Consider the following 14,876-nt stretch of genomic DNA (forward strand, 5'->3'; position numbering starts at 1 on the left):
GTTGAGTTGATTCTAAACTGCAAAACAATTCACTTGGCTAGTGTTTTGATTCACTATAAAACGCTTTATTGTTCAGTTTTCAAAGAGCATTTTTTGTCGAACATTTGCTACTATATCATGTTCATTCAACTGAAGTCAAGAAGTTTTTTATTCTAGCAAAAACTCTTTCATCCAGTGTCGTTATCGCTTTATCTCAGCGGCGACTTTTATAATCTATCACATTAAACAATATAAAGTCAACATAAAAAACACAGCATATTTTGCCACTAAATAATTTACTGACAAAACATCTGTGTTTGATATTAACGCCTTTTTTCTAATTCGTGGAGCACTTCATCCAACGGCAATTTTTGTTCACGCAATAAAACAAGTAGGTGAAAAAGCAAATCCGCAGCTTCATAACGAAGTTCATTCTGATCTCTGTTTTTTGCTGCAATGATTACTTCGGCTGCTTCCTCCCCCACTTTTTTCAGAATCTTATCTACTCCCTTTTCAAACAAATATGTTGTATAAGATCCTTCCGGTTTCCTGGCTTCCCGTTCGGCAATCAGCGATTCCAGTTCATTGAATATGGCAAAACGTTCGGTTCGAGCAGAAACTTTATCAGCATCACTCTTCGGATCACAATACAATACATCAGCAAAACAAGAATACTCTCCCTTGTGGCAAGCTGGCCCCGTCGGAATGACAAGAACCACCAAAGCATCACTGTCACAGTCATAGCGAATGGATTTTACTTTCTGCACATTGCCAGAGGTAGCTCCTTTGTGCCAAAGCTCTTGTCGGGACCTGCTCCAAAACCACGTTTCTCCTTGTTGCAATGTCAATTCGAGCGACTCTCTATTCATATAAGCCAGTGTAAGGACTTCCTTGCTGACAAAATCCTGCACAACTGCCGGAATTAATCCATCCTGATTAAATCTTAGATTATCAATAGAAGAAATCATGGTCTAACTTGCACCCCCACTTGCAGCAAATGCTTCTTTACCGATTGAATTGAAGTTTCATCATAGTGAAAGATGGAGGCAGCCAATGCAGCATCCGCTTTACCACTCGTTAGGACATCTGCAAAGTGTTCTACTGTACCTGCTCCACCAGAGGCAATGATCGGAATTCCAACCGCTTCTGAAATTACCCGGGTCAATTCGAGTCCGAACCCTTTTTTCTCTCCGTCATCATCCATACTGGTCAAAAGGATTTCTCCTGCACCAAGGGCCTCCGCTTGTTTTGCCCATTCAACAGCATCAAGTCCCGCAGCGTTTCGTCCGCCGTGTGTGAATACTTCCCATTTGCCCTCAGAGACTTTTCTGGCATCAATCGCAACAACGATGCATTGGGAACCAAACATGACAGCTCCTTCACGAATCAGCTCCGGGCGCAATACAGCAGATGTATTCATTGAAATTTTGTCTGCCCCGGCCCGAAGTATTCGCTTCATATCCTCTACACTATTGATGCCGCCACCTACTGTAAAAGGGATCGTAATGTTGGCAGCAGTCTTCTCAATCACATCTACCATCGTTTTGCGCCCTTCATGGGAAGCAGATATATCTAGAAAAACGAGTTCATCAGCACCTTCCAAACTATACTTCTTCGCCAATTCGACTGGATCTCCAGCATCACGGAGCCCGACAAATTGCACCCCTTTTACAACCCGGCCATCTTTTACATCCAAACACGGGATAATCCGTTTCGCCAGCATCTACAGTACCTCCTCAACCTTGCTAAGGCCCTCAGCAAGGTCAACAGCACCGGTATAAAGTGCTTTCCCAACAATCGCTCCGCTAACTCCATTGGAAGCATGACGAGCAAGAGTTACCAAATCATCGACAACACTGACTCCGCCTGATGCGATCACCTGTTTTTTTGTTTCTTTTGCCAGCGCAACAATTTCCTCTACGTTTGGCCCCGCTAGCGTTCCATCTTTTGAAATGTCCGTATAAATGAATGTTTCTGCTCCCAATTCTACCAATTCCACCGCCAGTTGAGTTGCCTTAATATCTGTTGTCGTCAACCACCCACGGGTCGCTACGTAACCACCTCGGCAATCCAAACCAATCGCAATTCGCTCACCATAGCTACGAAGTACCTTTTCGGTAAAGGAACGGTCTTCGATTGCGACAGTCCCCAGAATAACGCGAGATACACCACCATCTAAATAGGCAAGCACATCGTTTTCTGTTCTGATGCCACCGCCGATTTGAACCGGGACGTTCACCTCACGTGCAATGGCTCTGATCAATTCACCATTGACTGGCTTCCCTTCCTTTGCCCCGTCCAAATCTACGAGATGCAACCACGTTGCACCTTTCAGCACCCATTCCTTGGCTATATCAACAGGAGAATCTCCATACACAGTCTCTTGTGCATAATCTCCTTGAAATAATCGGACACATTTCCCGCCACGAATATCAATTGCAGGATAAATGGTAAAACTCATCGGAGTACCCCCTCACATTGTCTGGCAAAGTTCTGAAGCAGGCGCATTCCGGTTGCACCGCTCTTTTCGGGGTGGAATTGCATCCCGTATACATTTTGCCGGCCAACAATAGCCGTAACAGACTGAAAATAATCGGTAGTAGCCAACAAATCGTCGGACTCCCCGACCTTCACATGATAGGAATGAACAAAATAAACATAGTCACCATTGGTCACTCCATCGAGCAAAAGATTCCCTTCACTACGAAGAACTAACTGATTCCATCCCATGTGCGGGACCTTGTAGTCCCCTTGGAATCGGATCACTTCGCCTGGAAGCAGTCCCAAACCTTCATGCTCCCCATGCTCTTCACTTCGGCTAAACAATAGCTGCATCCCTAAACAAATCCCTAGAATTGGCCTCCCACTTGCTGCATAAGCATGAATGGCCTGATCCAAGCCTAGTTTACGAATGTTATCCATCGCATCACCGAATGCCCCTACTCCCGGCAAAATTAGTCCATCATATGCTGCCAACTTGTCTGGAATCGAAACAAATTCAAAAGAATAGCCGAGGCGTTCCAACGCTTTACCCAAGCTGTACAAATTCCCCATCCCATAATCGATGACCCCGATCATCTACAACATTCCCTTCGTTGATGGTACACCTTTGACTCGTGGATCAATAGAAGTCGCCTCATCCAATGCACGCCCGAGCGCCTTAAAGATTGCTTCAATCATGTGATGTGTGTTGTGACCATAGTGAAGGATAACATGCAGATTCATTCTTGCTTCTAACGCCAGTTTCCATAAAAACTCGTGAACCAGTTCAGTCGGAAATTGACCAACCTGATTGGAAGGATAGGTTGCTCTGTATTCCAAATGTGGTCGATTGCTCAGGTCAATCACAACCTGTGCCAGTGATTCATCCATGGGAACAAATGAGTTTCCATAGCGTTTAATCCCTTTCTTATCCCCTAGCGCTTCTCTTAGCGCTTGACCGAGACAGATCCCGATATCCTCAACTGTGTGGTGGTAATCAATTTCGATATCGCCTTTGGCGTGAACGGCAAGATTGAACTGACCGTGTTTGGCAAACAAATCAAGCATGTGGCTAAGAAATGGTACACTCGTATCCAAATCACTTTTTCCTTCGCCATCTACCGCAAATTCCAATCGAATATCTGTCTCATTTGTCTTCCGTTCAACTGTTGCTTGACGTACAATTTGCTCCATTCCCTGTTTCACTCCCACCTCTTTTATTCTCTATCCAGATCATCTAACCGTTCTTGAATGGCACGGGCGTGTGCTTGCAGACCTTCCTGCATAGCTAAAGACACAATTTTGGCCCCGTTGTTTTTCATATCCTGTTTACTGTATGAAATGACACTCGATTTTTTTATAAAATCATCTACGGAAAGCGGCGAAGAGAAACGAGCAGTACCATTGGTAGGAAGCACATGATTAGGGCCCGCAAAGTAATCTCCTACCGGCTCTGAACTGTACTGTCCAAGAAAAATCGCCCCTGCATTCTCGATCTTTCCCAGATGATCGAAAGGATCTTCGATTAAAAGTTCCAAATGTTCTGGAGCCAATCGGTTCACGACATCAAAGCCTTCCTGCAAATCTTTCACAATGCAGATCGCTCCATAATCACGGATAGAGGCTTCTGCAATTTCCTTACGAGGGAGCAGCGTCAATTGTCTCTCCACCTCTAAAGCGACCGCTTTTGCGACTGCTCTAGAAGGAGTAACGAGAACCGCAGATGCCATGGGGTCATGTTCTGCCTGAGAAAGCAAATCTGCTGCCACATACCTTGGATTCGCTGAGTCGTCTGCGAGAACAACGATTTCACTGGGCCCTGCTACCATATCGATGTCTACCAATCCATAAACTTCCCTTTTCGCCAGCGCTACGTAGATATTGCCTGGGCCTACTATTTTATCTACAGACTTGATGGTAGAAGTTCCATATGTTAAAGCTGCAATTGCCTGTGCCCCGCCTACTTTGTAAATCTCACGGACACCTGCAATTTGAGCAGCAGCAAGGATCGCCGGGTTCAGCTTCCCATCACGTCCTGGCGGAGAGACGATGACGATTTCTTGTACCCCTGCAACCTGAGCCGGAATCGCATTCATCAAGACAGAAGAAGGATAAGCTGCTGTGCCACCTGGTACATACAACCCTACACGTCTCAACGGGCGAATGATTTGTCCGAGGATCGTTCCTGTTTCCTTTGTAGTAAACCAGGATTGCCGCACTTGTCTTTGATGATAATCCCGTATATTATCTGCTGCTTCCTGTAGAGCATCTAGTATTTTCTGATCTACTAATTCAATTGCTTCTTGGAATTCTTGCTCAGTTACTCGCAATTCATCCAGTTGAACCCGGTCAAATTTCTCTGTAAAAAAACGAATTGCCACATCACCGTCACACTTCACCTGCTCTAATATGGATATAACCGCTTCCTGTTGTTCTCTCGTTCCACTGTCAATGCTGCGCCTCGTATCAAAATCAACAGACTCTACAAGCTTCATCATACGATTACCCCCTCTTTTAACCCGTTTCCCACTCAACGACGAGCCGGGATAACCTGCAAAAACTTGGATGCAATATCATCTACCGCTTCACTTTTCATCCGATAACTGGCACGATTTGCAATTAATCTCGTCGTTATCTCACAGATATGCTCCATTTCTACCAATCCGTTCTCCCTGAGCGTCTGACCCGTTGAGACAATATCGACAATCCGATCAGCCAAGCCGATCATTGGAGCTAATTCGACAGAACCATTCAGCTTGATTACCTCAACTTGCTGACCTTGTTCACGGAAATAACGAGAAGCGATGCGTGGATACTTGGTCGCTACACGGGGAGCCTCCTGGGGCTTCCAGTCAGGCATTCCTGCCACCATCATTCGGCAGTAGCCAATCTGTAAATCCAACAATTCGTATACATCTCGCTCTTCTTCCAGCAATACATCTTTGCCTACCACACCCACATCGGCTACACCATATTCCACATAGGTAGGTACATCGGTAGGTTTCGCCAGAATAAACTCCAGATGACTATCTTCTACTGGAATAATCAGTTTACGAGAGTCTTTCAAATCTGTGGTTACGGTAAGGCCTGCTTGCTGCAAGAATACTAGAGATTCTTCGAAAATCCGCCCTTTTGGCATCGCAATCGTTAATTTTTGTAGATTGGTAATCGGACTCAATTGACTTCCTCCTGTTCACCCAAGCAGACAATCTGGTAATCATCCCGTTTTTTCCATTCATCTAAAATAGTTTGATCTTCTAACATTTGAATCATTACATTCTTCCCTGATTCCCGAATGCTGCGAGCCTTTTTGATGGCTTCTTCTCTTCTTGCAGCAACATAAAAAATCGCAACACGAGAAGGCTTTGGTTTCGGCTGAACACTAGTTATTTGCATTAAACGATCCATTTTGATTGCAAATCCCGTAGCAGGTGCTGGCCGGCCAAACTGCTCCAGCAAGTGATCATAACGGCCTCCGCCCACCAATGGCGAACCTAAATCTGCAGCATATCCTTCAAACACTATGCCTGTGTAGTAGTTCAGACTGCTGATCAAATTAAAATCGAGAAGTACGTACTCCGTTACACCATGCGCTTCCAGTATGCTCCACAAGGAGGCAAGTGTTTCCACTGCCTTGCGTGCTTTTCCATTGACCGTCAGCTCGTATGCTTCCGAGATTTTGGATTGCCCTCCCCGCAAGCTGAGTAACGCATGGAGTCGGTAACGATCTTGCTCCGAGAGTGTCAATGCATCAATCAATTGGCGGTATCCGACATAATCCCGATCGTTCAGGAAACGTTTGAACTTGCTGTGTGCCTCTTGATCAGGAACAATCTCATCTAACAGACCGTCAATAAAATCAACATGACCAATAGCTACCTTGAATGCTCCTACGCCCACTTCCTTTAAACACGAAATAGCGAGAGCGATTGCTTCTGCATCCGCATCAACGGAAGCGTCCCCAATCAACTCAATCCCCGTTTGGTGGAATTCAGCATTCCGACCCGCTTCTTTTTCCTGTGCTCGAAACACGTTCGTTTGATAAAAAAGACGAATGGGAAAAGCAACATCTTTATATAGAGAAGAAACAACACGTGCAATCGGAGTCGTCATATCGGGACGAAGCACAACGGTGTGACCCTGTTTATCCAACAGTTTGAACATTCGATCAGTTAACGTTGCACTTGCTGCTCCTACCGTGTCGTAGTATTCCAAAGATGGCGTGGCAATCTCGTCGTACCCCCATTGCTCGATACGAGAGCGCAGAATGAACTCCAAATGCCGTTGTTTTGCTAGTGATTCCGGCAAAATATCACGCATGCCAAGCGGTTTCTCAAATACCAACGGCTTTGTCATAAATGTCCCCCCACCACGTTACACTTTACTCTGCTAATAAGCTAAAGCGTTTTGTTAGTAAGAATGTACCACTATTCCCTCCGTTGGTCAACGCTCCTTATAATGTTCTGAATAATAAAAAAATAGAAGGAAAAGGCCCAATCAGGATGATATCCAGACCGGGCCCTCTTCTTTACTTTCGTGATAAACAGATTATTTTTTTGCCGTGGTAAATTGCGAAACGAATTCTTCATTCAAATTACCGGACAAATCAGATACTACACCTGCTTCCATATAGATGGAATAGGTATGATCTTTTTTCAGGTTCAGCTTGGGGTCTAAGATGATTTTCTTGGAAGAAGCCACCCATTTGAATTTGCAAGCAACTGCCTTGCCGTTTTCATCGATTATTTTTACCAGTTTTGCAACATTATCATTTGTTAACTCTGTTCCATTGGTAAGTGTTACTGGTTCTTTGAAGACAACCTCAATGTTGCCTTTAATTGAAAAATTATCGTCTCCATCATCTGGATTGGTCGTCACTTCAGGAGGTGTATCCTCTGTTGAAGTATTGAATGTAACAATGTAACCTGCATTCGTTTTCTTGAGACGATTGTATACCTTCCCTGCTTTCACCACGATCGAATAGGTGCTGTTTGACTTGAGCGTCGTCACAGGAGTAATTTTGACCGTGTATTTTTTGTCATCCCACTCATATTTTACGCTCAGCTTTTTCATGTTTTCATCGTACATATCAATGACAGAACCAATGTTTGAATTTGTGATTTTCACACTGTTTTTCAGTGTTACCGATTCACCAAATCCAATATAAAGCGGCTCATCAGTCGGTACATCCTCTTCCCCATTTTGCGGGTTGGAAATGATATTGATTAACCCTTTATCTCGAATCGTATAAAAACTCGCTGTGTAGCTTCGAACCGGATTGCTTGCCTCATCCTTTACGACGCCCTCTGGCAAGTAAATGGTGTACGCTTCGTTTTTCTTCAATCGGGTAGATGGATTGAGGGTTAGGATCAGGTTCTCTTCATCCCATTCAGCCTTGTATTTGACTGACTCCCCTGCACTGCTTTTTAGTTGTACCAGTGAATCTGAATTCTGATTCGTGAGTTTGGACCCGTTTGCAAGTACGACTGGCTTACTAAACTGGACATAGATTTCCGTATCGAGTGGTACATCTTCTTCTCCATTTTCTGGCGCTGAGGTAACAGAAGGCAAATCAGAATTGTTTACAGTTGAAAACGAAAGAGTAAACAACGAATTTTTCACACCGCTCACATTTTGAACAGTTCCCGCTTCGATTCTGATGTAGTAGTACGTGCTAGGGAGTAATTTGCCTTTTGGTTCTACCTTAATCATCAAATTGTCAGCATCCCAGGTGGCACTGAACGGAATATTTTTTCCAGATCCATCTTTAAATGTCAGCAGCTTGCCTACATTGCTATTGTTGATCGAAGTACCGTTTGACTGCACAACATTTTCGCTAAATGAGATATGGAACGACCTCGAAACAGCGACATTGGTTTGTCCGTTCATCACATCAGAACTGATATACGGCACCCCATAATTAACGGTGCGGAAAGTTGACGTGAAGCTGCTGTTTGCATTGCCAGCCAGGTCTTTAATTTTGTTTGACGCTATTACTATCCGATACTCCTCATTTGAACGCAAAATGGGTACGGGATTAATCGTAATTGTGCGATTCGCAGAAGAATAGGTAACCATCGATTCAACTGTTTTGTTGCGGCTGTCAACCAACGATACAACTCCTGCTACATTTTGTGTAGTCACTTCTGTTCCATCGTAATGAGTAAATGGCTCACTTACGGTAACTGATACATCACTGGTCAAAGATACGCCCGTAGTCCCTGAATTCGGGTTCGTCGTAAAGGTCGGTGCAGAGTAATCGTTTTGCGTACCAAAGTATATGGCTACCGATGAATTTGGATTATTCGTCTGATCTTTCACCAAGCCTGCTGCTACTGTTAAATAATATGTTCTGTTCGGCAGCAAATCAGATGTTGGATCAAGTACAAGTTGTTGTGAACTGGAATTCCAACTTCCTGTAAAAGGCGTATTCACTGTCTTACCATTCTCTCGCAGTGTAATATAGCTTGCATAATCAGCAGACTGTAGTATCACAGGTTCAGAGAAGCTCAAGGTAATATTGGTGGTAACTGCATTACCTGTACTTCCATTGGACGGTGAAAAGTTAATTGACGGCGGGTTCATATCCGTTGCTGTCGTAAATGTTGAAGCAATCTGACTGACATAATTGCCTGAAGAATCTCGTAACGTATTTTGAATAACAAATAGCGAATAGGAAGCATTGCCTTTCAAATTGACCGTTGGATCAATCGTAAGCTCATACAAAGAAGGGTTGTAGCTGAGAGTGTATGCTGTAACATTGCTTCCTGTGCTGTTGTCACGTAGAACAAAGATGTTAGACGCATTAACGTAGTTGATTTCAGTTCCATTTGACAAATAGACTGGCTCACTAAATGTTATTTTCAAATTCCCTTCCACAGGATAAGAAGGATATCCGTTCCAAGGGTAAATTGAAGCAGTCGGCGCTGCTGTGTCATTGATGGTCGTAAAGGAAGAGACTGTTTGTGCATTAAACTGATTCGCATTATCCCTAACTGCCGAGCCTACCAAAACTAAACGATAGGTTGTATTGCTTCTAAGTAACTGAGTTGGTTGAATGGTTAACCGGTAATTGGTAGCATTATACGAATACGAGCCAGGTACTAAATTATTATTGTTGTCCATTAGATAAAAACTGCTGTATGGACTGGGACCAGGTACCGCTGCTCCATTTGACATTATTACAGGTTCGCTAAAAGTTATGGTCAGGGACGTATTAAGAGAGATACCTGTTGCACCAGTTGCAGGATAAAGCACTGCTGTCGGTGGGCGATTATCTACATTAGTTGTGGAGAATGTAAACGTTCTGGCTGCATTGTAGTTATTACCGACATCTCGCACAAAATTAGCTGCAACTGCCACCGAATAGGTTCTGTTTACTTCCAGATCAGTTGAGGGATCAATCGTGAGCGTTTTACTGTTTTGATCCCAATTTACAGAAAACGGAACAGCGTTATTTGTTGTTGTGTTTCGAATCGTTATAAAACTTGGATATGAAGTACTTTGAAAAGTAACTGGTTCATTAAAGGTCAGGACGATATTGGTATCCAGTGCTACAGCAGTTGCGTTTTCTGCTGGAGCACTTGTAAATGTAGGTGGAGAACTGTCCCCTTTTGTTGTGAAAGATATTGCCGTTTCCGCAATTGCTGGATTGACTTGATCACGAACCTTGTTTCCTAAGAGTTTCAAAACATAATTCGTATTAAACGCCAAGTCAGTAGTTGGATCAATTGTTAATACTCTTGTTGATGAATCATACGTTACTTTAGTGGTGACTGGCTGATTATTGCTATTAGTAAGCGTAAATAGGGTTGAAAGGGTTGTTTCATCAAGTGAACTCAAAGTTGTTGTTCCATCAGACAAGTACGCTGCTTCACTAAAAGTTATTGTTGGGCTAACCCCTGGATCGACATTTGATGCTCCATTTGTCGGATTAAACGAAGCTGTAATGGGTGTAGTGTCATTGACTACTTGAAAGACAGTTTCTTTACCATCAAATTTATTATAACTCCAATCAATTATCTTACTATCGCTAACAACAAGTTTATACATTTTATTTGGGGTTAGTTCCTTTACTGGATGGAGAGTAATCTTCCTAGCAACAGAATCATACGAAACAGTAGTATTCACTTTCGTGTTGCTATTAGCATCCCTAAGTTCCACAATTTCTCCTGCGTTTTGTGCAGTAACGATATTAGTTCCACTACTATCTTTAATGAGTATCGGCTCACTAAAAGTAAAGGTTGGCTCAACAGTTACTGGAACATTGGTAGCCGTATCCGGTGGAAATAGTGCCACAGTAGGCTTAACGTCATCCACTTTTGTTGTAAAGTTTGCTACAAATGCCGCATTTGTGTCATTGTTAAGCTTTAATTTTTCGGCTGGCACTGAAATTCTATATGAAGCAGATCCTTTTAAAGATTCGTCTGGAACAATTGCAATTTTTATCTCATTATTAATAGTTGATACTGTTAAGGTACTCGGCACTAATACTATGGAATTATCATTTGTAAAAATTCGTTCCAATTTTATACCTAATAAGACTAGATTTTCATTAGCTAGTGTTGTACCGCTTGCTAATGTAGTACCAAGTGGCAATTTAATAGTAATGGCAGTATTATAGTCTACTCCTGATGAACCATTTGCTGGCTCACTTGAAATGATTGTTGATGAGAGAGCTAAAGGCTTAATCTTCCCCCCCACACTCTTCTTCGGCAAATCCACCACAATATCAAAAGAAGCTTGATTGGATTCTTCCTGTCCTTCTTCGACAGCGGTAATGTGATACTTCACAGGATCACCGGATTCATTACCTTCCAAGACCAGAGTCACAGGTTCCTCGGATGTTTGGGAGTCTACTTTTTCCTCTGCATTCGTTGGGGCAGAGTACTTGCCGCCTTCATCCCATTGAATCGAATAGGTAAATGCTTTATCATGCTGTATCGTCAGCTCGATTGGTTCTTTGGCTGTTACACCATTTTTGTACTTCTTGGGATTATGGTCGGCAGCACTTACGTTAATTACTGGCTTGCTTGCCACTTCATTCTGTTCAGTTTGAACTTGAGTCCCTTGCTCTGCTTGGGGCTGCTCAACTGAGATTGCAGGTACATTTGTTTCTTCCGCATTCGTAACCATTGGACAAGCTACGGATAGTGCAAGAACAAGTGCCAACGCGCTTTTACTTAGTTTTCGAAACAACACCTTTCACTCCTTCTCCTCCCGATGCTTCTCTTGTTGTCATCTCTTTGGAATATTTTAAGAAAACTGGGAAATACAAACCAATCCATTTTCATTATAATAGAGTGCTTCTTCCTATAACACCCCTAAAAAAGAAAAAACTCCGATTTTGTCGAAGACACATCGGAGAATGGACACTCTTTATTCAACTGATTCACGTATGACTTGCATAGGATTGCCGCCTACAAAAGCCCCTGCCGGCACATCCTTGTGTACAACTGTACCTGCCGCTACCACTGCGCTATCACCAATCACAACCCCCGGTAAAATTGTGCTGTTCGCTCCAATTAACACCCGATCTCCAATTTTCACCTTACCCAGCCGATATTCATTTACGAGATATTCGTGTGCAAGAATCGTTGTATTGTAACCAATTACCGAGTTATTGCCGATCGATATGAGTTCAGGGAACATAATATCCATCATTACCATCAGCGCAACTGCTGTCTCATCTCCCACTTCCATACCAAGGAATGTTCGATACAGCCAATTCTTCCAGGAAAGGAAGGGGCAATAACGTGCTAATTGGATGACAATAAAATTTTTGGTGACTTTAAAAAAACTAACTGTTTGATACAATTGCCAAAGCGGATTTGCTCCATTCACTTCATAGCGGTCGGTTTGTCGCATTTTCCTTGCCGTTCTCCCCTTTACACATCTGGATCAGAGTCTTCAATCGCATCCGTTAATCGCTTGGAGAAATGTACCGCTGCGTTATACCCCATCCGCTTCAGCCTAAAATTCATCGCTGCTACTTCAATGATTACAGCCAGATTTCGTCCTGGTCGAACAGGTACGGTAAGAACGGGCATTTCTGTGTCCATGATTTTCATTTTTTCTTCATCCAGCCCAAGACGTTCATAGAGTTTGTGCTGATCCCATAATTCAAGCTTGACCACCATTGCGATATTTTTGACATTGCGTACAGCACCCGCTCCGAACATCGTCATCACATTGATGATTCCCACACCTCGTATTTCAAGCAGATGTTGAATCAGTTCCGGTGCCGACCCGACCAATTGCCCCTCCTGTGTCTGCCTGATTTCCACCGCATCGTCAGCAACCAGCCGATGTCCTCGCTTTACTAACTCCAAAGCAGTCTCGCTTTTTCCGATCCCGCTCGACCCAATGATCAGAACTCCAACACCATAGATATCCGTTAATACACCGTGCATGGTCGTCGTTGGTGCCAAGCGATTTTCTAAAAAGTTAGTCAGTTTGCTAACCAATGTGGTTGTTGGAAATGGTGACAGCAAAACCGGAACATTACATTCATTTGATACTTCCAATACCTCATCTGGTACTTCCTGATTCCTTGTGACACAAAAGCATGGTGTCACATCATCCATTAAAAACCGAAGACGCTCCAGCTTCTCTTCTCTCGTCAGCGTTTGAAAAAAAGTAATTTCAGTCAGACCAAAAAGCTGTATCCTGTCATTAGCATAATGAGAATAATATCCTGCAAGCTGAAGCCCCGGTCTGCTCAGGTCCGTCACCGTAATCTCTCGGCCGAGTCCTTCGCTTCCACTAATTACTTTCATCTGGAAATGTTCAACGACATTACTCACTCTTGTTTTTCTCATATGTATCTCCTTGTATCATAACTTGTCAGGAAGCATTTCTTTTTTCTTATTGTATCGAACTAGCAGGCGAATCGCCAATGTTTGTTGAACACGGGGCCTGTCCTCCCGTTTACATTATTCGACTTTTTTCTTAAGATAAAGGAAGGCTACAGTGAAAGGGGGAGCACATTTGCACTTTATCATTCAATATCTCTTCATTGACTTGCCTGAAGCTTTGGTTTATTTATTTACTGGGCTGGCACTATTCAACATCTCGCTGAAGCAATACGGTAAAAAGGCGATTGTTTTTGCATTTTTATCTGCCATTCCCAGTTTCATCTTATCCATCTATGAAATTTATGTCCCCTTTAAGATCTTTAGTCTATTTCTTTGGATGAACTTGTTACTGATTTTCTATCTTCGCATTCCTCATGGATCATCTATTGGTATTTCTACAAGTGCTTTTTGTATATCCAGTATCGTCGAGTTTTCCTTTCTGATTACACTTGGTTCGTTCGATATTAACGTTGATTATATTTTCTCAAATCAATTCTTACATATATTCTTCGTGTGGCTCTATCTTGCCATTATCTCTATGATCGGCTACACATTCCATCGAAACCAGTTTGATATACGTGACTACTTTCCAAAAACACAGGAATACCGCTACTTATCTGTGATCATTCTCATCGGAAGCATTGAACTCTTAACGATCCTGTTGATCAATACTCACTTTATCTTTGAACAAACGAACTCATCCTTACCTGTAGGAATCACAAGACAGCTTCCCTATTTTCACCTAGTAGTGCTTGTCTTGTTTGTACTCATGATCATTTTGTTTCGAGTTTATCTCAACCATACAATCAATCGTGTGGAAACAGAAACACAAACGCCATACTTACAAAATATTGATGATTTACTTACCTCCATCCGTTCCATTAAACATGATGCGGTTAATCATTATACGGCAATCAACGGGATGCTGCAGTTTGGCAGTTATGAACTGGCTACAGACTACGTAAATCAGCTAAATAATGAAGCAACCAATATAATTACGGTTGTCGATGATGTCAAGAATCCTGCCGTTTCTGCACTTCTCCACTCCAAAATGGCAGTCTGCATTGCAAATCGAATTGATATGTGTATTACAGTGACGTCTGTCTCTCAATTGAAATACATGAAAAGCAGTGAACTCATTTTGATACTAGGTAACTTGGTTGACAACTCGATCCGGGCAACACTCGAAGAATTGGAAGAAAACCGATTTATTCGGATTGAATGGAGTCAATTAGGAAGAAAACAGCAAATCACGATCGAGAACTCTGGACCTTGCATCCCTGAAGACGTTTTGCCTCATATATTTGATCTCTCTTATTCTACAAAACCCTCTGGTAATGGTGGCTCTGGACTTTCGATTGTGAAACGAATTGTTGAAAGGTACAAGGGTAGTATTATCATTACGTCAAAAGATGGTGTTACTCGAGTTTGCATCCAATTACCTTCGTAGATCGCCTTTTAATCTCTACATTGGCTTCCAACAGCAAGAAAGGAGCTATCATTCGATAGCTCCTTTCTAATTCAAAAAATGATAATTATTTTCCTTATCTCTTCCCAACA

At 42.8% G+C, this 14,876-nt stretch carries 12 protein-coding genes; 1 reads left to right on the plus strand and 11 read right to left on the minus strand.

Annotated features, from left to right (window positions below; genetic code table 11):
- Nucleotides 1–302 precede the first annotated feature (302 nt).
- From hisIE to hprK, 11 genes are all read right to left on the minus strand, one after another.
- Entirely contained in the window at nucleotides 303–947 is a 645-nt protein-coding gene (hisIE, locus tag ACPW7N_RS05005; RefSeq protein ID WP_425649927.1) for a bifunctional phosphoribosyl-AMP cyclohydrolase/phosphoribosyl-ATP diphosphatase HisIE, read from the minus strand.
- Entirely contained in the window at nucleotides 944–1,702 is a 759-nt protein-coding gene (hisF, locus tag ACPW7N_RS05010; protein ID WP_425649928.1) for an imidazole glycerol phosphate synthase subunit HisF, read from the minus strand. The genes hisIE and hisF overlap by 4 nt, the downstream gene beginning before the upstream one ends.
- The gene (hisA, locus tag ACPW7N_RS05015) at nucleotides 1,703–2,440 is read right to left on the minus strand and encodes a 1-(5-phosphoribosyl)-5-[(5-phosphoribosylamino)methylideneamino]imidazole-4-carboxamide isomerase (RefSeq protein ID WP_425649929.1); all 738 of its coding nucleotides are present in this window, start codon (nucleotides 2,438–2,440) and stop codon (nucleotides 1,703–1,705) included.
- Nucleotides 2,437–3,057 (minus strand): imidazole glycerol phosphate synthase subunit HisH, encoded by a 621-nt coding sequence (gene hisH / locus ACPW7N_RS05020; protein WP_425649930.1) that lies wholly within the window; start codon nucleotides 3,055–3,057, stop codon nucleotides 2,437–2,439. Before hisH ends, hisA begins: the two co-directional genes overlap by 4 nt.
- Entirely contained in the window at nucleotides 3,058–3,654 is a 597-nt protein-coding gene (gene hisB, locus ACPW7N_RS05025) for an imidazoleglycerol-phosphate dehydratase HisB (RefSeq protein ID WP_425649931.1), read from the minus strand.
- A gap of 23 nt (nucleotides 3,655–3,677) precedes the next feature.
- Complete coding sequence (gene hisD / locus ACPW7N_RS05030; protein ID WP_425650099.1) at nucleotides 3,678–4,955, minus strand: histidinol dehydrogenase; 1,278 nt, start codon at nucleotides 4,953–4,955, stop codon at nucleotides 3,678–3,680.
- Nucleotides 4,956–4,990: 35 nt separating this feature from the next.
- Nucleotides 4,991–5,599 (minus strand): ATP phosphoribosyltransferase, encoded by a 609-nt coding sequence (gene hisG, locus ACPW7N_RS05035; protein WP_425650100.1) that lies wholly within the window; start codon nucleotides 5,597–5,599, stop codon nucleotides 4,991–4,993.
- A 35-nt stretch (nucleotides 5,600–5,634) separates the two neighbouring features.
- Nucleotides 5,635–6,816 carry an ATP phosphoribosyltransferase regulatory subunit gene (locus ACPW7N_RS05040; protein ID WP_425649932.1) on the minus strand — a complete coding sequence of 394 codons (1,182 nt, stop codon included), beginning with the start codon at nucleotides 6,814–6,816 and terminating at the stop codon, nucleotides 5,635–5,637.
- Nucleotides 6,817–7,008: 192 nt separating this feature from the next.
- Complete coding sequence (locus ACPW7N_RS05045) at nucleotides 7,009–11,658, minus strand: Ig-like domain-containing domain (RefSeq protein WP_425649933.1); 4,650 nt, start codon at nucleotides 11,656–11,658, stop codon at nucleotides 7,009–7,011.
- A gap of 180 nt (nucleotides 11,659–11,838) precedes the next feature.
- A complete protein-coding gene (locus ACPW7N_RS05050; protein WP_425649934.1) occupies nucleotides 11,839–12,327 on the minus strand; it encodes an acyltransferase in 489 nt (162 codons plus the stop codon).
- Between the two features lie 20 nt (nucleotides 12,328–12,347).
- Nucleotides 12,348–13,280 carry an HPr(Ser) kinase/phosphatase gene (gene hprK / locus ACPW7N_RS05055; protein ID WP_425649935.1) on the minus strand — a complete coding sequence of 311 codons (933 nt, stop codon included), beginning with the start codon at nucleotides 13,278–13,280 and terminating at the stop codon, nucleotides 12,348–12,350.
- Nucleotides 13,281–13,449: 169 nt separating this feature from the next.
- On the opposite strand from hprK, the gene ACPW7N_RS05060 reads away from it, so the two are divergent.
- On the plus strand, nucleotides 13,450–14,766 hold the full coding sequence (locus tag ACPW7N_RS05060) for a sensor histidine kinase (protein ID WP_425649936.1): 1,317 nt from the start codon (nucleotides 13,450–13,452) through the stop codon (nucleotides 14,764–14,766).
- Nucleotides 14,767–14,876: the final 110 nt, after the last annotated feature.

This window comes from Brevibacillus nigriterrae, from assembly GCF_049846925.1.
In the GTDB taxonomy this organism is placed as follows: domain Bacteria; phylum Bacillota; class Bacilli; order Brevibacillales; family Brevibacillaceae; genus Brevibacillus_H.